Genomic DNA, 20,425 nt, shown 5'->3' with positions numbered 1-20,425 from the left:
TCGACCCGCGAACAAGGAGATCCTGATGCACGAGGAAGTCCACCCCGAGGTGTTCCGTCGTATGGCGGAACTGGCCGAACTCCACTACGAGTGGTCCCGTCGGCACGCCGCCGCTGCCGAGCTGAAGCGCAACAGCGCCGGTGACTACAGCGTCCACCACCTGGACGTCGATCCGCCGGCCGGCGCGGACGACGAGTTCATCCGGCGCGCCCGGGAGATCGAGGGCTACGATCCTGATACTGGCGAGTACCTAGGGTAGTCAAACGGGTACTTTGCTGACTGGATCACAACAGTGGTCTCGGTTTCGGTAGTCTCGCCGCGCGTGTCCGAAGGAAGACCGAACCCGGCGAACAGCTTAGAACTGGATATTGCGGTTCCGCGCGTCACGATGTCCGGACGGAGCGGCTGACGCCGCGTACCGTGTCCCCGTGGAATCCTCCGGTCTGGCGCTCCACGGTCTCCCGGAGCCGTCCCGCACGGCCCGCGGTGGCTCGGTCGACGAGGCAACAGAAACAGCCCTCCCCGTCCCTGTGGACGAGGAGACCGACGACGTGCAACGGATGGGGCCACCGGAGGCCGACCCCGACGCGACCAGGTGGGCCGCCGGTCCCGCGTTGCCCGCGAGCGCGTCCGAACCGTCCTTACCGGACGGCCCCGCCTCTCCGACGGCGGTCCCCCACGCGTTGCTCCGCAGCCCGCAGCTGGAGCTGGTGCGCGGCGAACGGGACGCCCGGCCGCAGCGCTCCCGCTGGACCCGCTCCGACTTCCGCCTCGCAGCCGACCCGGACGTCGAGGCCGGCCCCCCGGCGCTGCACAACACGCCTGCGCTTCCGGACCCCAGCGACCGGATGAACGCCGACCGCCGCCGCCGTTTTGTCGACGAGCCCACCCAGCCCTACCAGATGCCGGACCCGGCCGACTTCGAACCCGGTCCCACCCCGCCTGAACTTCTGACCCCACCCGAGTTTGTCAGTGCGCCGGTAGAAACTGCTTCGGACGACGTTCAGCAGGTGCCCCTCGCGCAGGCCTTCTCTGTTGATGTGGACGAGACGCCCGCGCCAGTTTCTCCGGCGCCGACGGTGACTCCGGAGACCACGCAAGAACCAGCCGAGCCGGACACCCAGCTGATGCCACTTCCGGTCGCGGAACAGCGTCCGGATGTGCTTTTGCCGTTGGTGGATGTTGGCATCGAACCGGTCGAGCGCGATCCGTCGGGGCCGTTCGGCGGTGCACGGGACTACCGGCAGGCGGTCGCAGACCGCCTGCCGCGGGCGATCCGGCTGTTGATGCCTCCGCCGGTTGCTCCGCCGGACGCTCTGCCCCGTACCCAGGCGATCGAGTCCGGGCGGCGGCGTTCCGACGTGGAGCTTCAGGTCCAGGCGCACCGGTCCGGACGCGAGGCGCAGGTCGCGGAGGCGCGCACCGCCGAGCTGAGCAGGCAAGCCGCGATCGCCCGCGACCAGGCCTACGAGGCGCGGGCCACCTGGCAGTGGACGGCGCACCGGCGGACGACGCTCGCCGACGAGCTGCAGCAGATCACCACCGAGGCGAACACGGTCGCCGACGAACAGCGGCGGCTGTCCGAGCAGGCCCGCGGAGCGATGCGCGACGTCGCTGCCTGGGACGCGTGGATCGGGCAGCTCCGCGAGGAGGGCGCTCGGCTCGCGGCGGAGGGTCAGTCTGCGGACGCCGAGGCCGCGCTCGCCAGGGCAGAGCAGGGACAGGCGCAGGCCGGGCAGCTCCGTGACTGGCTGGACCGGGCCGAACAGCGGTTCCGGCAGCTCGGTGCTCACCTCGACGGGTTGGCCGGCGAGCGCGACAAGCGGGTCAACGAGTCCGTGGAGCTGGCCGCGCGGCAACAGTTGCTCGTCGATCGTTACCAGCGTCTCGGCAGCGAGGCGCAGCAGATGGACCGGGAGGCCGCCGCGGCGGGCGCCGAGGCGATCGGACTGCGGCTGGAGTGCCGGGAGCGGCTGATCGACCTGGTCGGGCTGCGGCCCGAGCTGTGTCGGTGGGTGAACGGTGCTGCGGTGGCGCTGGTCCGTGAGGGCGGGCGGCACGGGGTCGGACGTTATGAAATCCCGGTCGGGTATCGCCGGCCGTTGCAGTCCGAGCACGTGGCGCTGGAGCAGGTGCTGCCGCGCACCGAGGATGGGGCGTTCGAGGCGGCTCCGGAGCCGACGTCGGACTGGTTGGCCCGGCTGAACGGCGTCGGACCGTACGCGGACAACAGCCGCGCCCAGAACTGCGTCGACGCGACGCTGGCGTTTTTTGACGCCTACGTGCGCGGTCGGCCGCGGGTGGCAGTGCCGCGGATCGTGGACGCACATCGCAGCGGCACGACGCGGTTGCCGCTGCGGGGTGAGCCGACCGGACGGCGGCGGCTGGAGGACGCGCTGGGCGGGAACCTCCAACTGTTGTTCCGGCAGGCCGAGCAGGTGCAGAGCCGATTCGAGACGTACCAGGTACACGCGGCATTCGACACGGTCACGGACCAGCTGCGGAAGGCCGGGCACGGCGCGTTTGCGGTGCTGGTCAGCGGATGGCAGGACGGTGACGCGCGCACGACGGCGGTGGTCAACCATCGTGGTGCGGTGCGGTGGGTGGATCCGCAGCTCGGTGTGGTGTCGGACGCGCCGGTTCCGGTGGAGTGGGTGCGGACGCTGGAGACGGTGATCGTGGACGGCAAGGGGCGGCCGGTGCCGCTGCCCGGGATGCCGCTGTCGCCGTGGACGACGCGGACCGCGTCGACGGCGTACGCCACTGCGGTGACCGAGCCTGCGCCGGCGAACCTCCCGCCGCCGACGGCGGCCGGGCCGCCTCCCGCAGCGCCGGTGTCCCCGGCGCCGGTCTCCCCGGCTGGGGCAGCGGCCTCCCCGGTTGGGGAGCCGATTGCTCGAGAGGCTGCGCTGCCGCCGGAGGCCGCGCCGACTCCCGCGGTGCCAGCCTCGTCGCCGACGGCCGCCGCGCCGGGCGGCCCGGCTGGGGCGCCGGGTTCGCCGGGTACCCCGGCGACGGGCGCGGCTCCCGTCTCCCCGGCGGTCGGCAGCGCCTCGGCCGCCCCGGTCTCCCGGGCAGCGATACCCGCCGCGACGGCGCCGGGCAGCATCTCCGCGGCGCCGGGTAGTAGCCCTGTGGCGCAGGGCGGTAGCCCGGCCGGGACGGTGTCGTGACCGCTCCCGGTATCACCGCGAACGAAGCGCGGCGGATCGCCGCCCGCTGGGTCGCCGAAAGCAGCCCCGACCTGTCGCCCCAGCTCTACGAATTCGACGCCGGTTTTGTCGTGTGGGGAGCAGGCGCCGACCCCCAGCTCGGCGCCGGCCGTGGCGTCATCGACCGGGAGACCGGCGAGCTCTCGGTCTGGCCCGCGTTGCCGGTCGAGGTCGTCGCTCAGCGGTACCGGGCGGCACGTACGTCGCTCCCGCGTCCGCGTGCGGCCGGTGACCAGCTCACTCAGGTCCGGCGCGATCTGGACCGGGTGGGCACGCCGGCGACGATCACCTACTTGCTGATCGACGGTCCACCGGTGACCGCCCGCAGCGTGAAGGGCGACTCCGCACCCCAGCATCACCCGCTGGTCGAGGACGCTCTGCAGCGCCTTCCGGTGGAGTTCCGCGAGCGGGGATACCAGCGATGCTCCGAGGTCGTCGCGCTGTCGGTCGCGCTGTTGGCCGAGGACGCTCGTCGGGCCGGCGCAGGCGTGGCGCCGACCACTTTGGACGAGGCCCGTAAGCGGGTGTTTCGCGGCGCGGAGCTCGTCACCTATCGCGTGCGCGAGCCGGCTGACCCGCAGGATGCCGTGCTTGGTGCACCGTGCCTCTCCTGCTTGGCGATGCTCGCCTACTTCGGCTTCGACGTCGCGCCCCCGGAAGACTTCTGGGCCGAGACGGACCCCGACGCGTGAAGACCCTCCGCGCCGAGGGCGTGCCCGTTGCGGGGCTTGCCCGTCCCGAGGGCGTGCCCGTTGCGGGCCTTCCCCGCCTCGAAGGCGTGCCCGTTGCGGGGCTTGCCCGTCCCGAGGGCGTGCCCGTTGCGGGGCTTCCCCGCCCCGAGAGCGGGCCCGACGCGAAGTCTCCCCGTCCCGAAACGGAGTCCGACGCGTGAGCCGATTCCCCACCGAGGTCGAGACCGTTCTGCGTGCCAGCGGTTGGACCGAGGGACGTCGGGTTCCCGAGGCCAGCGCGGAGGCGATCCGCATCGTGTGTGCGCAGCCCGGCGCCGACGGCTCCCGGCATGTCCCGTTTCCCGCCGCCGAGGCGGTGCTCGCCGAGTTCGGTGGCATCTTCGTCCGGCAGGACGAACCGGGTCGCGAGCTGCGCCGTCGACCGTTCGCGCTGGACCCGACGATGGCGGCGGCGACTGCGGCCACGCTGGCCGACCTCGGTCGGCTGCTCGGCGTGCGGCTCTTCCCGCTGGGCGTCGAAGGCGACGGCGACGCCGTACTTACGATCGACGAGCAGGGCCGTGTCTTCGCCTTCGACCACGCCGGCGAGTGGTTCCTCGGACCCACCGTCGAGGCTGCCCTCATCACGCTGATCACCGGCACGTCCCCGGCCCGCGTCCGCGACGACGGCACCTGGTGACCGCGCGCAGAAATTTGTCCAGCTACCAACGTATCCCCGGCTGGTGATAGGTCGGTAGCTGGACAAATTTCTGGCGCCGGGTCGAGGCGGCGGCCCCGCGCCCACGCCCACGCCCACGCCCACGTGCGCCCCGCGCCCACGGGCACCCCGCGCCCGCGCCCGCGCGCCCCGTCCGCGCCCCGCGCGCCCCGCGCGCCCCGCGCCCGCGCCCCGCGCGCCCCGCGCCCCGCGCCCGCGCCCCGCGCGCCCCGCGCCCGCGCCCCGCGCGCCCCGCGCCCGCGCCCCGCGCGCCCCGCGCCCGCGCCCCGCGCGCCCCGCGCCCGCGCGCCCCGCGCCCCGCGCGCCCCGCGCCCGCGCCCCGCGCGCCCCGCGTCCGCGCCCGCGCGCCCCGCGTCCGCGCCCGCGCGCCCCGCGTCCGCGCGCCTACCTTCCGATCGCTACCCGCACATCGTCTGCGGTCAGCATCCGCAACTCCTCCATGTTCGGCATCCGCCCCAACCCCCGCAGCCGCTGCGACTGCGCCTTCCGCATGCCTTCGAACAGCTTCCGGGCCTCGCGCGCGTTACCGAAGTTCTGGCCCCGCTCCACCGACTCGAAGTGCGCCAGCAACACCGGCGACGCGTCCGGCGCCAACACGTAGTCCCCGGAGCCCACCATCCGACTCACGATCAGCGTCAATTCGTCCGGATCGTAGTTACCGAACTCGATCGTCTTCACGAACCGGGACGCCAGACCGGGGTTCGCGTCCAGGAAATCCTGCATCTCGCCGGTGTAACCGGCGGCGATCACCGCGATCTCATCGCGGTGGTCCTCCATCAGCTTGACCAGCGTGTCGATCGCTTCCTGACCGAAGTCACCACCCGCCGCACCCGACCGCGACAGCGTGTACGCCTCATCGACGAACAGGACGCCGCCCTTCGCCGCGTCGAACACCGCGGACGTCTTCTCCGCGGTGTGTCCGATGTACTGACCGACCAGGTCGCGCCGGGACACCTCGCGGAACGGCCCGCCGGGCAGCACGCCGAGCGCCGCCAGGATCTGTCCGTAGAGCCGCGCCACGGTCGTCTTACCGGTGCCGGGAGCCCCGGCGAAGATCAAATGGTGGCTCATCGCCCCGACGGCCAGGCCCGCCGACCGTCGCCACGCGTTCACCTGGATCTCGTCGATCAGCGCACGGACCTCGGCCTTCACGCCGGCCAGCCCGACCATCGCGTCCAGCTCCGCGAGCAGGGTGTCCACCTGCGAGGTGTCGGGGGCAGCCGATCCGACCCCCACCGCAGCCGCCGCCGGAGCCTCGGTGACCACCATCGTGGCCCCGTCAGCAAGCGAAACAGACCCCTCGACCTTGCAGGAATCGAGATGCCCCCCGCACCCCCGGTCGACGGTCACGCCCGCGCCACCGACCGAATGCACGTAGCAGCGCGTCAGCACCGGTGCGCTGCCCTGCGCCACGGCCACCCCGGCTTCCCGCGTCTCCGAGATGTCACAGTTTTCGAACGTCGGCCGCCCCGACTCGTACACGTAGATGCCCCGGTACCCGCACCGAACGATCGTGCAGTCGCGCAGCACCGGATCCGCACCGAGCCGCACCACGACCCCGTCGTCGCTGACGTCCTCGATCGTGGTGTCGGAGACGGTTCCGCCCGCGTCCTCGAACACCAACCCCTGCTGCGCCCCGGAGATCGTGCAGTCGGACACCGTCAGCGTGGCCCGACCCGAGGCCCGAACGCCCGGCCCGAACCCCGCCGATAGCCTGCACCCCGAAAGCTGTAACCGCCCGCCCTCGACGAGCACCGCCGGCGCATCCCCGGCCTGCAGAGTCAGGCCGGTCAAGCTGACCGATCCGCCCCGCACAACAATTAAAGGCATATACCGGTCGCGAAACGACAAGGTCGCCGAAGAAGCCACGACGGTCACATCCGCCTCGGCGATCACAAGGTTCTCGGTGTACTCACCAGCCTCTACCGTCACCACCGCGCCCGGCCCGGCGGCAGCGAGCGCCTCGCCGAGCGAGGGATAGGCGCCCGGACGGCTGGTCGAGACCACGAGCATGACCCGACGATAAAGCGTGAATCCGGGCGCCCGGTAGGGTCCACCGCATGCACTCTGGCCCACGTCCGCTGCCGATGACCGCGGGCGCGCTCATCGTCGGCGGGATGGTGCATTCGCACACCTCGATCCGCGGTGACGTGGCCCCGAACCTCCACCCCGTGGTGGCGCGAATCCTCGACGACCTTCCGGCCGAGCGGCGCGAGCGTTACACCGGTTGGTGCGCCGAGGTCGCGCTCATCTCCGACCGACTGCACGAGGCCGAGGAAGCCGCCGGACGGCCGATCACCGAGGACGAAGCCCGCCAACAGTTGCAGGGCGGCCAGATCCACATCTCCCGCATCCGCGAGGACGGCGACCCGACACACGGCCAGTTCCAGCCGCCGTGCCGTTCCTGCACCGTGCTCCTCGACGCGTTCGGCGTCACGACGGTGAGCGCATGAGCCGATTCCCCGACGACGTCGAGAAGGTGCTGCGCGCCGCCGGCTGGGCACCGGGCCGCAAGGACGATCAGCGGGCCAGGCACTGGGGACTCACGCTGAGCGCCTGGGCCTCACCCGCCGGCCACCAGCACACGTTCTCCCGCGCGGCCACCGCAGCGCTCTCCGAGTTCGGCGGCCTCGTCGTCGATCAGTCCGGACCGGGCGTCGACGTCGCCCGCACGCCGTTCGTCCTCGACCCCGAACGGGCCCTCCCCACCTGGCTCACGCTGCGCGGGCTCGGCGCCGTTCTCGGCGTCGGACTCTTCCCGCTGGGCATCGAGGACGATGGCGCGTCGGCGCTCGCGATCGACACCACCGGCCGCGTGTTCGCCCTCGACCACACCGCGGAATGGCTGCTCGGCGTCACGATCGACGAGGCGCTGACCACGCTCGTCCTCGGACGTCGCCCAGCACGGGTACGAGTGGACGGGACGGTCGGATGAACGGGTTTCCTGCCCCAGCGGTGAACGTCGCCGAACTGGTCGCGGTCCGGCACGGTCAGAGTCTCTCCAATCAGATCCTGATCGCCGCTAATCAGGCCGGGATCGCCGAGGTCACCGGCCTGCCCGCCCGCGACGCCGACGTACCGCTGTCCGAGCGGGGCGAGCGCGAGGCGCTAGCGGTCGGGCGCTGGGCACAGGCCCTCGAAACCCCGCCCGACCTGGTGATCTCCTCGCCGTACCTGCGTGCGCGGCGGACCGCCGAAGCAGCCGTGGCCGCGCTCGGGCACGCCCCCGAGTTCCTCCTCGACGACCGCGTCCGCGACCGCGAGATCGGCATCTTCACGCTGCTCCCCGAGGCCGCGGTGAAGGCCACCTACCCCGAGGAGTACGCCCGCCGCGACGCCACTGGCTTCCTCTACTACCGCCCTCCCGGCGGTGAGGCCCACACCGACATGGCGCTCCGCCTCCGCAGCTTCCTCGACGACCTCTCGCGCATCGCCGCCGACCGCCGCGTCCTCGTCGTCGCTCATGACTCGGTCGTCGTCATGCTCCGCTACATCATCGAGGGCCTGGTCGAGGCCGACGTCGCAGGCATCGCCGCCGCCGGCGGCATTCGAAATGCCTCGGTGACCCGCTGGGAGCGGCAGGGGTCGCGTCTCCGGCTGACCGCCTTCAACGACATCCGTCACCTCGATTGATACGCCGTCCGGCGAACCACCGCAGGCATGCCCGCGCCTGCATCCCCGCGCCCCGACGCGTTCCTCGCGTCCCCCGGTCAACGGTTCCGCCCCGACGTGCGGCACGTTTCCGTCTGTCAGTGGTGCGACCTACGGCCAGATCGCCTCGTCAGCGTCTGCCCAGGTGGCGACCGGGCTCACCCAGTCGGGGGCCGGCGCCGCCTGCGGACCGTAGAGATACAGGTTCGGCACCAGGCCGCGTAACGCCTGATGCACGTCGATCCGATCGTCGACGAAGTGCGTGATACCGAGCTCCCGGCAGTGAACTGCCTTGTCCGGCCGTTGCCGACAGAACCGGACGTTCCCTTCCGGGACACCTGTTCGCCGGTAAAAATCGTGGTGCTCGAGCCACCGCAGCGTCCGCTCCTGCGTTTTCGGCCCGCACTTGGAAACTATCCACGCCCGTCCGCCGAATCGTTCGACGATCCGCGGAAGGATCTCGAAGACACCGATCGCGCCCGGCGTCGACATCGCGGCCTCGATTCCGCCGTGCAGGAACACGGTGTCCTCGTTCCCGGGTTGGTCAGCGCCGCCGTTGATCACCCGTCCGAAATCGACACCCAATCGCGCTTCCAGATCAGTGTTCTCCTTTGTTCGATTACTCATCACTCCAGTGTGCGCGCAACGCAAGTGAATACCCCCGGAAACGGCGCCGAACCATGCTTTCTCGCAGGTCGACGGGGTCGCGCGGCCGTCGCATTTGGGTAGGCTGCGCGGTATGGCATTACCGGTAGCACGAACCCGGGACGAGGCTCATCTCTACATGGATATGCGCCCCTGCCCGAAGTGCGGTAAGAGCGACGTCCACTGGGACAGCGCGCTCACCTCCGACGAGGGTGCCCCGGCGCGGCGTTACAGCGGTTCCTGCCCGGGGTGCGGTGCGCCCCGAGAATTCGTCTTCCGTCTGCCCGAGCGGCCGCTGCTGCCGGGCCCCGGCGACGTGGTGCTGTTCGGCGGCGACGAGCCGTCCGAGCTGCTGGACGCGGGGGAATGGCTCTACGTCGCGGACGTCTGCGCGCAGGCCGCTGCCGGCGGCCCGGGCCGCGAGCCCGGCCCGGTGCTGAGCGCCGAGGCCCGCGAGTCGCTGATCGTCGCGGTGGCGGCCATGGACGAGGTGCTCAAGTTCATCCCGTCGGAGAAGGACGAGGTGCCGCGCGCCGGTTTCTGGTCCGACCGCGGGCGCACGCTCCGCCAGACCGAACCGGGCCGTTTCCGCCGTCGGCGCCTGCTGACGATCCGCAGTTCGTACCGCGACGCGCTCGCCCGCGCGGCGAGCTGATCCGCCGCGACTACCAGTGTGGCGGGGGCGGAGGGCCGCCCCGATCGTCCGGCGGAAGGTCCCAGCCGCGCCTGCCGGTCCGCGGACGCTGGTTCACCAGCACGAACCCGACGGTGGCGAGGCCGAGTATCAGCGCCGCGGCGATCGCCCAGCCGAACACCAGGGCCCGTGACCGCAGCGCGCTGATCCGCGAGGCCAGCGCTGGTTCGCTGGACTCGGCGGCGGGCACGGCCGGGCCGGGCGCCTTCACCGCGGAGTGGTCCGCCGACGGCACGGTCGGGGCGGGGGACGCCGACGGAGCGCTTCCGCCCTGGTTGGTGGCGGGGCTGCTCAGCAACGGGTTGCGGTTGACGGCCGGAACCGGCTCGCTGAGCGCACCGACCGGGTCGACGATGCCGAACCCGTACTGGCTGTCGCGGCCGGGAGTGCCCTCGTCATCGGCGGTGCTGATCAGCCGGTTGACGACGTTCGCCGCGGTCAGGTCGGGGTAGCGGGACCGGATCAGCGCGGCCGTCGCGCTCACCATCGGAGCGCCGAAGCTGGTGCCCTGCACGCGCCAGTACCCGTGGTCGAGCCCGGCGGCGGTGAGTTCGGTCGACGGCGCGGCGAGCACGGTCTCCGGACCCTGCAGCGAACCGGTCCAGAACCCCCCGGTGCGCAGCACCCCGGAGACCGCGACGACACCCGGCTCGCGCGCGGGGTGCCAGACCTTCGCGCCGCGGTCGTTGGAGAGGTTGCCGTCGCAGGCCACCACGACGACGTCCTTGGAGAACGCGTAGGCGATCGCGTCGCTGAGCACCTTCGCGGTGTCGGCGCTGCCCAGCGACAGGTTGATCACCTCGACGCCGCGGTCGACCGCCCACCGCACGGCCTTGGCGATCGTCGCCGCCGAGTCGTACTCGTTGCGCGGGTCGAGCACCCGGATCGGCAGGATCTTCGTCCGCGGAGCCAGGCCGACGACGCCGTCCTCGTCGTTCCGCCCGGCGATGAACGCCGCGACCGCGGTGCCGTGCCCGACGACGTCGGTGCGGCCGTCGGTCGTACCGTCGACGAAGTCGGTTCCGGGGAGCACCTGGCCGACCAGGTCGGGGTGGGTGGCGTCGACGCCGGAGTCGATGACCGCGACCGTGACGCCCCTGCCGGTGGAGTACTGCCAGGCCGACGTCGCCTGCAGGAACGACAGCTGCCACTGCTGGTCGCGCACGGTGTCGGCAGCGGCGGGAGCGGCGCCGGGCACCACCGTGCCGGCGAACGTCAGCGTCGCGAGGAGGCCGGCGAGCAGACGCCTACGGGTGCGCGGCAGCACGAATCGCCGCTCTGCCGTCCGGTCGCGCACCCGATCTCCGCCGTTCGCCCGAGCGGAGGGTGTCTCCGCCGCTGACCATCGTGTTGTCGCTTGACACGGTACGGCGAAACAACACCCCGTGCCTCGTCGGTCCCGAGAGGCGTACTCCCAGCACGCCAGGCAGACTGGAGGTAAGCACGCGGCCAGCGTCCGGGACGGAAGAGGCTTTCTTGGTGTTCGCCGACACAGACAGGGCTGATTCGGACGCACTCGCCTGTGAGCAACCGCATACCGGCGATCGGCCGGTCGGGCCGTTGATTTCACCCGTCCAGGTGACCGACGACGAGCTGATAGTCCTGCTCGACGACGCTGGACGGCCGATCGGAACCGCTCCGAAGCTGGCCAGCCACCACCGTGACACGCCGCTGCACGCCGCGTTCTCCAGCTACGTCTTCGACCGCGACGGGCGCTTCCTGCTCACCAGGCGCGCGCTCACCAAGAAAACCTGGCCCGGCGTCTGGACGAACTCCTGCTGCGGGCACCCCGCACCGGCGGAAGAGCCGGTGGCCGCGGTGCGGCGTCGGCTGCGGCACGAGCTCGGGCTGGCCGTCGAGATCGCCGAGATCGTGCCGCTGCTGCCCGACTTCCGCTACCGCGCGGAGCTGGACGGCATCGTCGAGAACGAGATCTGCCCGGTGTTCGGCGTCCGGGTCGACGCGGAACCGGTCCCGAACCCGGACGAGGTCGAGGAGTACCGCTGGGTGGACTGGACGCGGTTCACCGCGGACGCGCTGGCCGGCCACGCCGAGGTCGGCCTGTCCCCCTGGTCCCTTCTCCAGCTCGCCGAGCTGGAGAAACACCCCGCGGTGGACGCGCTACGCCTTGGCCCAGCGCAGTAGCTCGCCGGTCACCCGCTCCGGTTGCTCGGACTGCGGGAAGTGCCCGACGTCGTCCAGTACCTGCCACTCGTAACCCGCGGTCACGTACCGGCCGGAGCCCTGCGCGGTCCGCGGGAGCAGGTAGGCGTCCTCGGCGCCGTGGAGTTGCAGCGTCGGCGCGGTGATCGGCGCTTGCATCAGCTTCGCGTACCGCCAGCCGGTCGGGCGGGTCAGCGACCGCAGCGACCACCGGTAGTACTCCATCGCGCAGAACGCGGCCTGCGGGATCCGGATCGCCGTCCGGCAGGCCTCGGTGTACTCGGCGTAGTCGTCGGTCTGCTGCCAGCGCCCTCCGGCCCACTTCTCGAACAGCGCGCCGACGTACGCCGCGTCGTTCGCGGTCACCCGGTGCTCGTAACGGGGGGTCTGGAACGCGAACAGCGTGCGGCTCGCGGCGAGCTGCCCGCGCGGGTCGCTGGCGATCGCCGCCCGAAGCCGCAGCGGGTGTGGTGAGCCGAGGATGACCATGCGGCGGACCTGACGCGGATGGAACGCCGCGGTCGCCCAGGCGAGCGCGCCGCCCCAGTCGTGACCGACCAGCATCGCGTCCCGCTCGCCGAGGGCCCGGATCAGACCGCTGACATCGCTGGCGAGCGTGAACCCGTCGTAACCGCGGGGCGGTTTGTCGCTGGCGCCGTAGCCGCGGAGGTCGACCGCAGCGACCCGGTAGCCGGCCTCGGCCAGCGGCTCGATCTGATGTCTCCACGTCCACCAGTACTCGGGGAAGCCGTGCAGGAGCAGCACGAGCGGCCCTGCTCCAGCCTCCACGACATGGAACCTGCTGCCGTTGGCGCTGACGAAGCGGTGGCTCCACGGTCCGTCATGGAGAACGACCACGTCGTCCGGCGGGTTGGCCATAGCGGCCAGCGTAGAGCGCCCAGCGGCGCTGCCGAGGTCCTCGACCCCGAGGTTCATTCCTGAGTAGCGAGCGGTGACGCTCAGTCACTGGCGGCGCCGATCCGCGTACATTCTCCGGGGAGGGGTCGACCTGGGAGGATTTCTCAGTGCTCACAGCCGTGCTGGCGTGCACGTTTCTCACGCTAACTGCGCTGACAGCCTCTACCCTGACGACCCGGGGAGAGGAAGGTTTCCGTGATCGACGTGTACGCGCCAGTTGAGGTTCCCCGGTGCCCGGACTGGACGATGTCGTGGGACGCCGACCCGCCGGGGAGGGCCGCTTTCGCCGTCGATGACGGCGAGCAGACGTTGCTGTTGGCGACCGACGGACGTCGGGTACGGATGGTGGGGGCCGAGCGCCTGGAGGACCCGGGGCAACTGTCCCCGGACGGTACCCGGTTGGCGCTCGTCGTCGACCGGCCGGTACCCACCGTCTCGGTGCTCGACCTGCGGGACGGTAGCCGTCGGGGGTTTCCGGCCACCGTGCGCGGTGCCGAGGTGCTGTCCTGGCTACCCAGCGGTCGACGCCTGCTCTACGGCAACGACGAGGGGATGTACCTGCTCGACCTGGAGACCGGGCGGAGCGACGCCTACGACCTGTCCGGCGAAGAGCCGCGCGAGGTCGCGGTGGCGCCGGAGGGTGCCCGGATCGCGGTCGACGTGGGGGCGTACGTGCGGATCGCTCCGCTCGCGGGCGGCCCGCCGGTGCGCGTCCCGCTGCCCGAAGACGCCGCGCTCGGCGCTCACGGTTGGTCACCGGACGGCCGGATGCTGGCGGTCGGCCGCGAGATCACACCGTCCCGCGACCAGCGGGGTGGGTTCGACCTGGTGATCACCGCGCTCGACACCGAGCGGGGATTCCGGCCGGCCGCGCAGGTGAGCGTCGTGGGGGTCGTCGCCGGTGCGTTTGTCGGGTGGCGCTCGATGAACTCGATCCTGCTGCTCGAGCGGCGGTTCGAGGAGCCGTTCCGGCTCGTCGTACGCGCGCTCGACGGGCAGGAGATCGAGACGCTTGCCCGCCTGCACGGATCGGTGTGGGAGGTCCGCGCCGCAGCCGGCCTGCTGGAGGTCGTGCGGCCGAACCTCGATGGCGACGTCGTCGACCTGGGTGTGCCGCCGCGGTGGCAGCGCATGACAGGTGCGATGCGCGGCGCCTTCCGTAAAGAGCGCGGCTACCCGTCGGCGGGTTCTGCGTAGGGGCCCGGCTAGCGGCCTGCGATGGCGCGCTGCCGGACGTCCCCATAGCCGTAAACGGAAGCGGCCCCGGCGGAGAACCGGGGCCGCTTGCGGACGAGCTTCAGTCCTCCTTGCCGGCGTTGCCGGACAAGCCTGCGCTGATCAGGTTCATCACGGTCGGGTCCGCGAGCGTCGTGACGTCGCCAAGCGAACGGTTCTCGGCGACGTCGCGCAGCAGGCGGCGCATGATCTTGCCCGAGCGCGTCTTGGGAAGCTCCGGCACGACCAGGATCTGCCGCGGCTTCGCGATCGGTCCGATCTCCCTGGCGACGTGCTGGCGCAGCTCGGCGGCCGGGTCGGTGCCCTGCTCCGCGTCACCACGCAGGATCACGAACGCGACGATGCCCTGACCGGTCGTCGGGTCGGTCGCGCCGACGACCGCGGCCTCGGCCACCGACGGGTGGCTGACGAGGGCCGACTCCACCTCGGTCGTGGAGATCCGGTGCCCGGAGACGTTCATGACGTCGTCCACGCGGCCGAGCAGCCATAGGTCACCGTCGTCGTCCTTCTTCGCCCCGTCGCCGGCGAAGTAGTACCCCTGGTCGGCGTAGCGCGACCAGTACGTCTCCTTGTACCGCTCGTCGTCGCCCCAGATGCCGCGCAGCATCGACGGCCACGGCTCGGTGAGTACCAGGTACCCGCCGCCGCCGTCCGGTACCGGCTTGCCGCCCTCGTCGACCACCTCCACCGAGATGCCCGGCAGCGCCCGCTGCGCGCTTCCCGGCTTGGTCTCGGTGACGCCGGGCAGCGGCGAGATCATGATCGCGCCGGTCTCGGTCTGCCACCAGGTGTCCACGATCGGGCAGTTGTCACCACCGATGTGGTGGCGGTACCAGATCCACGCCTCGGGGTTGATCGGCTCGCCCACCGAACCGAGTAGCCGCAGCGTGGACAGGTCGAACTTCGCCGGGATGTCAGCGCCCCACTTCATGAACGTGCGGATCGTGGTGGGCGCCGTGTACAGGATCGTCACCTTGTACTTCTGGATGATCTCCCAGAAGCGGCCCTGGTGCGGTGTGTCCGGAGTGCCCTCGTACATCACCTGCGTGACGCCGTTCGACAGCGGCCCGTAGACGATGTAGCTGTGCCCGGTGACCCAGCCGATGTCGGCGGCACACCAGTAGATGTCGGTCTCGGGCTTCAGGTCGAAGACCGCGTGGTGGGTCCACGACGCCTGGGTGAGGTAGCCACCGCTGGTGTGCAGGATGCCCTTCGGCTTCGCGGTGGTGCCGGACGTGTAGAGGATGAACAGCGGGTTCTCGGCGTCGAACGTCGCGTGCTCGTGCTCGGTCGGCTGCCGCTCGACGATGTCGTGCCACCAGACGTCCCGGCCCTCGGTCCACGGCACATCCTCGTTCGTGCGCTTCACCACGAGGACCTTCTCGACGCCGGTGCCCGCGATCGCCTCGTCCGCAGCGGGTTTGAGCGCCGACGGCTTACCGCGCCGGTAGCCGCCGTCGGCGGTGATGACGATCTTCGCCTGGGCGTCGTCGATCCGGTTGCGCAGGCTGTCGGCGGAGAAGCCGCCGAACACCACGCTGTGCGCTGCGCCGAGCCGCGCACAGGCCAGCATGGCGACCGCGGCCTCCGGGATCATCGGCAGGTAGATCATCACCCGGTCGCCGGGGCGCACACCGAGCTCGTGCAGCGCGTGCGCCGCCTGGGCGACGAGCTTCTGCAGGTCGGAGTAGGTGATCGTGCGGGTGTCGCCGGGCTCGCCCTCCCAGTGGATGGCGACCCGGTCGCCGTTGCCCGCCTCGACGTGCCGGTCGACGCAGTTGTAGGCGACGTTCAGCTTGCCGCCGACGAACCACTTGGCGAACGGCGCGTCCCACTCCAGCGCGGTGTGCCACGGTTCGGACCAGGACAGGCGGCGAGCCTTGTCCTCCCAGAACTCGATCCGGTCGTCGCGAGCCTCTTCGTAGGCGTTCGCCTTGACGTTCGCCGCCTCGGCGAACGCAGCCGGCGGCGGGAAGGTGCGCTCTTCGCGGAGCAGGTTCGAGAGTGTGGCCTCGGAAGAGGCTTCTTCGGTCATGTGCGGAACCTCCTCAGTGAATTCTTTTCGACCGGTGCCTGCTGAGGCGGTCATCCTCTGCGCAGGCCGGAGGTCGAAAAGAGTCCAGTTGTGCCGGCGGCCACACTCAACCTAGTGCGGAGGACAGCGCTGCACAGCAGGTGGGAGCAGGACGCGGCGTTGAGCGGCACGGTTGCGGCGGTCGGCGGTCCACCACTCGGATTCAACCCTGTGGGTGGACTGTGACACCATCCGGTGGATCCCGGGTCGGTCAGGTGACCGGCAAGACCGGAAGTGGCTTAGCGTCCCGGCGGGTCCGCAACCAAGCACGTGGCCCGAGCCGGACTGGAGGACAGGGATGCGCGGGCGGCCGGTGCTGGTGGTCCTTGGGGTGTCGCTCCTCGCGGTGCTCCTCTCGGTGGGCGCGGGCTTCGGCTCTGCCGCGCTGGTCGGCGACGACGACGGCACGGAGCGGTTCGCTCGCCCGTCGTACCCGGCGAACACCGACGTGTTGCCGGAGCTGATCGCGGAGGCGTCGGACTCGGCGCCGGGGCGGTCGATCATCCTGGCCGACGGCGGGACCGGGCTGTTCAGCTCCGGCTACGTCCTGTTCGCCGCTGATACCGACGCGGTGCGCGGCGTGTCCGAGATCGACGAGCGGATCGGATCGGACAACTACTCGGTCACGACTCAGCTGGCGCCCGACGGCAAGCGGTTGGCGGTCGGCGACGCCAGCGGTTCGTTCGGCGATGTTCTGGTGGTGGACCTCGAGACGGGCGTCGCGCGGGGATACCCGGTCTTGGGGGGAAAGACCGGTTGGGTCGAGGTACTGGCCTGGTCGCCGGACGGAAAGCGGCTGGCGTTCTCCACCGACGGCTTGGGCATCCTCGACGTGGAGAGCGGCAAGGTGACGCGGGTCGCGGCCCCCAGTACGGGTTCCACGCCGAAGACCGAGTTGCTCCCGGGCGAGCAGCCGATGCCTGACGGGGACGGCGTGGCGCCCAAGACGTTCGAGACGGTGAGCGGTGCTCAGGCCGCGTTCTCGCCGGACGGCCGCTCGATCGCCTACGACGACGGCGTCAACGTCGAGGTGTACGCGGCCGACGGAACGGGCTCTCCGACGTTGATCACCGACAAGGCGGTCTGGCTGGCCGGTGCCGCGGCGTGGTCGCCGGACGGGAAGCGTCTGCTGGTGACGCGGGACGAGCTGACGGCCACCGACGGTGCGACGTCGCTGCTCGCGATCGACGTCGCAACCCGGACGGCGACGCGGGTGGCGACGTTCGACTACCTAGACTTCAGCGCGCCGATGCCGGTCGGGTGGCGTGGACCCGACGAGGTGTTGCTCTCCGGCGCCGATGAAGAGAGCGCGCTGGTGGTGGACGCCTACGGGCTCGACGGGACGCAGGGCGAGCGGCTGATCACGTTCGGATACTCGACGTACTCGGCGCAGTTCGCCGCCGGGCTGATCGGGTCCGCGGTGGCACGGGACGGTGGGTTCTCGGGTGGTCCGACGCCGACCTGGTTCCGGGCGTCGGTCGGGGTCGTGTCGGGGCTCGCGTTCGCGCTGGTGTGTGCGATCGCGGGGGTGGCGATCGGGGTGCCGCTGGTGATGCGGCGGCGGGCTGCGAGGCGGCGGGTGAGCCCGGTGCCGCTGGTCTACCCGGTGACGCCGGGCGGGTTCGCGCCGCCGGGCGGGTTCGCGCCGCCGTTCCCGACGTTCGCTCCCGGTGGCGGGGTTCGTCCGGGCCCGGGTGTGCCGGTTGGGCCGGGCGGGTTCGGTCGGCCGGGCGGGGGCGCCGGTGGCGTGCCGGTGGCGGCATGGCCGCCGCCCGTAGTCGCACCACCGTCCTCGGCCGCGCCGCCGTCCTCGGCCGCGCCGCAGTCGCCGTCCTCGGCCGTGCCGCCCTCGGCGGCTCCGCAGTCGCCGGCAGGGCCGCAGTCGCAGGCGGGGCCGCAGTCGGCGGCTGGCGCGCCGGCGTCGGATTGGGCCCTACCGCGCTGATCGCGCAGCCGTCCGGATACGGTACGTACCGTGCCGGATCCCCTCGCCCCGCTGCTCGATCTGCCCGACATCGCCGACGCGGCAGCGGACGCCCGCAAGCAGATCGACCAGCTCTTCGGGCACCAGGTCCTGCGTCGTAGCTCCGGGCCGGTGAGCGTCGAGGCGGCGTTGCGTGGAGCCCACGCGTCGGCGGCGCTCGAGGGCGCCCGCTACGACCTCGAATCGGTCCGCGCGGGCGCGGTCACCGACCCGGTCGTCCAGGGGTCGCTGCGGGTCGCCGGAGCGATCGGCTCCCTCGTGGATGTGTGGACCAAGGCACCGCTACAGGCCCTCGCCCGCCTGCACGTTCTCGCCGCGCGTGACGTCCTGCCGGTCGAAGCGCTGGGCCGCCCACGCGCCGACCCGGAGGTGGCCGCTCGGCTCTCCGCGCTGGGCGACCTGGTCGCCGGCGGCACCGACGCCCCCGCCGTCATCGTCGCCGCGATCGTCCACGGCGAAATCCTGGCGCTCGCACCGTTCGACGGACCGGGCGGCCTGGTAGCCCGCGCCGCGGCCCGTCTGACGCTGATCGCCAAGGGCCTCGACCCCAAGGCCGTATCGGTGCCGGAGGCCGGTCATCTGGCCCGCGAACCGGAGTACATCGGAGCGGCCAACGCGTACGCCACCGGCACGGCCGACGGCGTCCGCTCGTGGCTGAAGCACTACTGCGCCGCTGTCGCGCTCGGGGCCGACGAAGGCTTCGCGATCTGCGAGGCGATGAGCTGACCCGCGCTCAGCCGCGCGGCGGCGGGTAGTAGGCGCCGGGCGGCGCCGAACCCGGCCCATATCCGTTCGCCGGGTTGGGCGTTGAGTGCGGGAACGGGGGCGCGGATGCGGGCCCGCCGGGTGTCGGCTGCGGGAACGGGGGCGCGGATGCGGGCCCGCCGGGTGTCGGCTGCGGGAACGGGGGTCCGGACGGCATCGTGACAGGCGCCGGTCCGCCGGACATCGGGACCGGTCCGGCGGGTGCGGGCCCGTCGGGCGTCCGCTTGGAAAAGACGTTCCGGACGCCGTCCGGAAGCGGCCAAACCACCGCGCCACCCGCACCGCGGGCCGTGAGCACGGTCCCCACCAGCAGGATGAGCGCAGCCAGCATCATCAGGTATCCACCGCTGGCCAGCGACAGCGTGGAGTCGACCATCACCCCGGCCTCGGTGAGCTGCGGCCGATCGTCTCCGAACACCACGGTCTTCGACGAGACGCCGAAGCTGAAGAGGACCAGGAAGCTGAACCCCGCCAGCAGCACGCGGATCTGACCGGCGGAGAGCCCGAACACCGCGAGATAACCGCGGTCGAGGATGCGCAGGACGCCGAGCGCGGCGACGGCCACGGCGGCCAGGATCGCCAACCAGCTGAGCGGGGCGAGGAACGTCCCCGGCGACCAGGCGGTCCACGACGTGGAGATGTCGCCGCGGTTCTTCACCGCGACGAATCGTTCGTCCGTGTACGCGACGAACGGCAGTACCGAGAAGGCCAGCACGAGCGCGCCGCCCAGGACCGTCAGCAGGTCGCCGACGGTCGCGGTGACCGGGCCGGGACGGCCGGCCCGTGCGGTGCCGCGGGCGGTCGGCCCGATCCACCGCCGGTTGTGGGGGATGGGCTCGGTGACGTTCTCCACCGGGGTCGGTGCCACCGGGTGAGCGGGGAGGAACGCCGGCGAACCGCTGTAGGTCGGCGGGGGTGTCGCGCTGGTGTCGTACGTCGGCGGCTGCGGCGCCGGAACCGATTGGACGTCCGGGGCCGGCCAGGACGGTCCACCGTGCAGGTGCAGCGGTGCGGCCTGGTGCGGCCCGGGTTGGGATGGCCCGGGCTGAGGCAGCCCCGGCTGGGGCGGCGCCTGCCGGGGCGGCCCCTGCTGGGGAAGCGCCGGCTGGGGCGGCGCCTGCTGGGGCGGCGACGATTGCGGCGGCGTCGGCATGGGGGGCGTCGGCATGGGGGGCGCGGGCTGCGAGGGACCGCCGAAGGCGGGTCCGGCTAACGACTGCTGACCGAACGGGGCACGGTCTGGGCGAGCCTCGGCAGACCGCGTGCTCGCCGCGGACCAGGGCGCCGACGGCGGGTAGCCGGTCGATGGCCGGTCGGCCAATGGCTGGACCAGCGGCGCGGTCAAGGGGTCCCCTCCACCGAACGGGTCGAGCGGGTCGAGCGCCCGGGGTCCGTCGGACAGTGGACGCGGATCCATCGTGGCGCTCCCCTCGTACCGCCGGTGCCCCACAGCACTGTGAACGGCACTCTGAGCGCAGCATATCGGGCACAGCCCCGCACGTATCTCCGGTCAGCCGGACCTCGTGCGTATCGCGCACATCGTCAGCAACGCGTTTGTACGCGGGTCACAAAGAACGAGGGTTCGCCATGAAAAGGCCCTGACAGCAAGCGGACGGCGCCCCACTACGGGACGCCGTCACGCACAGCAATGCCGGGCTACCAAGCGTGCACCC

At 71.8% G+C, this 20,425-nt stretch carries 18 protein-coding genes; 12 read left to right on the top strand and 6 right to left on the bottom strand.

Going from position 1 to position 20,425, the window contains the following annotated elements; genetic code table 11:
• Positions 1-25: 25 nt before the first annotated feature.
• From BUB75_RS09955 to BUB75_RS46160, 4 genes are all read left to right on the top strand, one after another.
• Positions 26-259 (top strand): hypothetical protein, encoded by a 234-nt coding sequence (locus tag BUB75_RS09955; protein ID WP_073254617.1) that lies wholly within the window; start codon positions 26-28, stop codon positions 257-259.
• Between the two features lie 169 nt (positions 260-428).
• Complete coding sequence (locus BUB75_RS09950; RefSeq protein WP_143175107.1) at positions 429-3,173, top strand: toxin glutamine deamidase domain-containing protein; 2,745 nt, start codon at positions 429-431, stop codon at positions 3,171-3,173.
• On the top strand, positions 3,170-3,904 hold the full coding sequence (locus tag BUB75_RS09945; RefSeq protein WP_073254611.1) for a YwqJ-related putative deaminase: 735 nt from the start codon (positions 3,170-3,172) through the stop codon (positions 3,902-3,904). The genes BUB75_RS09950 and BUB75_RS09945 overlap by 4 nt, the downstream gene beginning before the upstream one ends.
• A 196-nt stretch (positions 3,905-4,100) precedes the next feature.
• Positions 4,101-4,583, top strand: a complete 483-nt coding sequence (locus tag BUB75_RS46160) for an SUKH-3 domain-containing protein (protein ID WP_073254608.1) — start codon at positions 4,101-4,103, stop codon at positions 4,581-4,583.
• 423 nt (positions 4,584-5,006) lie between these two features.
• Here the strand turns inward: BUB75_RS46160 and BUB75_RS09935 are convergent, their stop codons facing one another.
• Positions 5,007-6,635, bottom strand: a complete 1,629-nt coding sequence (locus BUB75_RS09935) for a right-handed parallel beta-helix repeat-containing protein (RefSeq protein ID WP_073254605.1) — start codon at positions 6,633-6,635, stop codon at positions 5,007-5,009.
• Positions 6,636-6,682: 47 nt separating this feature from the next.
• Between BUB75_RS09935 and BUB75_RS09930 the strand changes: the two genes are divergently transcribed.
• The 3 genes from BUB75_RS09930 to BUB75_RS09920 are packed head-to-tail and all read left to right on the top strand — an operon-like array spanning position 6,683 to position 8,255.
• Positions 6,683-7,075, top strand: coding sequence for a YwqJ-related putative deaminase (locus BUB75_RS09930; protein WP_073254603.1), 393 nt, complete (start codon positions 6,683-6,685; stop codon positions 7,073-7,075).
• Positions 7,072-7,557, top strand: a complete 486-nt coding sequence (locus tag BUB75_RS09925) for an SUKH-3 domain-containing protein (protein WP_073254600.1) — start codon at positions 7,072-7,074, stop codon at positions 7,555-7,557. Before BUB75_RS09930 ends, BUB75_RS09925 begins: the two co-directional genes overlap by 4 nt.
• The gene (locus tag BUB75_RS09920) at positions 7,554-8,255 is read left to right on the top strand and encodes a histidine phosphatase family protein (protein WP_073254597.1); all 702 of its coding nucleotides are present in this window, start codon (positions 7,554-7,556) and stop codon (positions 8,253-8,255) included. Before BUB75_RS09925 ends, BUB75_RS09920 begins: the two co-directional genes overlap by 4 nt.
• 129 nt (positions 8,256-8,384) lie before the next feature.
• Here BUB75_RS09920 and BUB75_RS09915 read toward each other — a convergent pair whose 3' ends face one another.
• Positions 8,385-8,900 (bottom strand): hypothetical protein, encoded by a 516-nt coding sequence (locus BUB75_RS09915; RefSeq protein WP_073254594.1) that lies wholly within the window; start codon positions 8,898-8,900, stop codon positions 8,385-8,387.
• Positions 8,901-9,012: 112 nt separating this feature from the next.
• Between BUB75_RS09915 and BUB75_RS09910 the strand changes: the two genes are divergently transcribed.
• The gene (locus tag BUB75_RS09910) at positions 9,013-9,573 is read left to right on the top strand and encodes a hypothetical protein (RefSeq protein WP_073254591.1); all 561 of its coding nucleotides are present in this window, start codon (positions 9,013-9,015) and stop codon (positions 9,571-9,573) included.
• Between the two features lie 10 nt (positions 9,574-9,583).
• Here BUB75_RS09910 and mycP read toward each other — a convergent pair whose 3' ends face one another.
• Positions 9,584-10,909, bottom strand: coding sequence for a type VII secretion-associated serine protease mycosin (mycP, locus tag BUB75_RS09905; protein WP_073254588.1), 1,326 nt, complete (start codon positions 10,907-10,909; stop codon positions 9,584-9,586).
• A 263-nt stretch (positions 10,910-11,172) separates the two neighbouring features.
• Here mycP and idi point away from each other — a divergent pair, with 263 nt between their 5' ends.
• Positions 11,173-11,757, top strand: a complete 585-nt coding sequence (gene idi / locus BUB75_RS09900; protein ID WP_218617409.1) for an isopentenyl-diphosphate Delta-isomerase — start codon at positions 11,173-11,175, stop codon at positions 11,755-11,757.
• Here the strand turns inward: idi and BUB75_RS09895 are convergent.
• Positions 11,734-12,654: an alpha/beta fold hydrolase gene (locus tag BUB75_RS09895; RefSeq protein ID WP_073255264.1), complete on the bottom strand. Its 921-nt coding sequence runs from the start codon at positions 12,652-12,654 to the stop codon at positions 11,734-11,736. The two genes, idi and BUB75_RS09895, sit on opposite strands and share 24 nt — an antisense overlap.
• 234 nt (positions 12,655-12,888) lie before the next feature.
• Here BUB75_RS09895 and BUB75_RS09890 point away from each other — a divergent pair, with 234 nt between their 5' ends.
• Positions 12,889-13,890: a WD40 repeat domain-containing protein gene (locus tag BUB75_RS09890; protein ID WP_073254582.1), complete on the top strand. Its 1,002-nt coding sequence runs from the start codon at positions 12,889-12,891 to the stop codon at positions 13,888-13,890.
• A 100-nt stretch (positions 13,891-13,990) separates the two neighbouring features.
• On the opposite strand, the gene acs is transcribed toward BUB75_RS09890, so the two are convergent.
• A complete protein-coding gene (acs, locus tag BUB75_RS09885; protein ID WP_073254579.1) occupies positions 13,991-15,964 on the bottom strand; it encodes an acetate--CoA ligase in 1,974 nt (657 codons plus the stop codon).
• Between the two features lie 337 nt (positions 15,965-16,301).
• On the opposite strand from acs, the gene BUB75_RS09880 reads away from it, so the two are divergent.
• Both BUB75_RS09880 and BUB75_RS09875 read left to right on the top strand, forming a co-directional pair.
• Positions 16,302-17,948: a TolB-like translocation protein gene (locus BUB75_RS09880; protein ID WP_073254576.1), complete on the top strand. Its 1,647-nt coding sequence runs from the start codon at positions 16,302-16,304 to the stop codon at positions 17,946-17,948.
• Positions 17,949-17,978: 30 nt separating this feature from the next.
• Positions 17,979-18,713: a Fic family protein gene (locus BUB75_RS09875; RefSeq protein WP_073254573.1), complete on the top strand. Its 735-nt coding sequence runs from the start codon at positions 17,979-17,981 to the stop codon at positions 18,711-18,713.
• A gap of 7 nt (positions 18,714-18,720) precedes the next feature.
• Here BUB75_RS09875 and BUB75_RS09870 read toward each other — a convergent pair whose 3' ends face one another.
• Entirely contained in the window at positions 18,721-19,905 is a 1,185-nt protein-coding gene (locus BUB75_RS09870) for a hypothetical protein (protein ID WP_178379811.1), read from the bottom strand.
• Between the last annotated feature and the right edge of the window lie 520 nt (positions 19,906-20,425).

The organism is Cryptosporangium aurantiacum, assembly GCF_900143005.1.
Lineage (GTDB): Bacteria > Actinomycetota > Actinomycetes > Mycobacteriales > Cryptosporangiaceae > Cryptosporangium > Cryptosporangium aurantiacum.
This window is presented reverse-complemented; position numbering and strand designations above follow the sequence as displayed.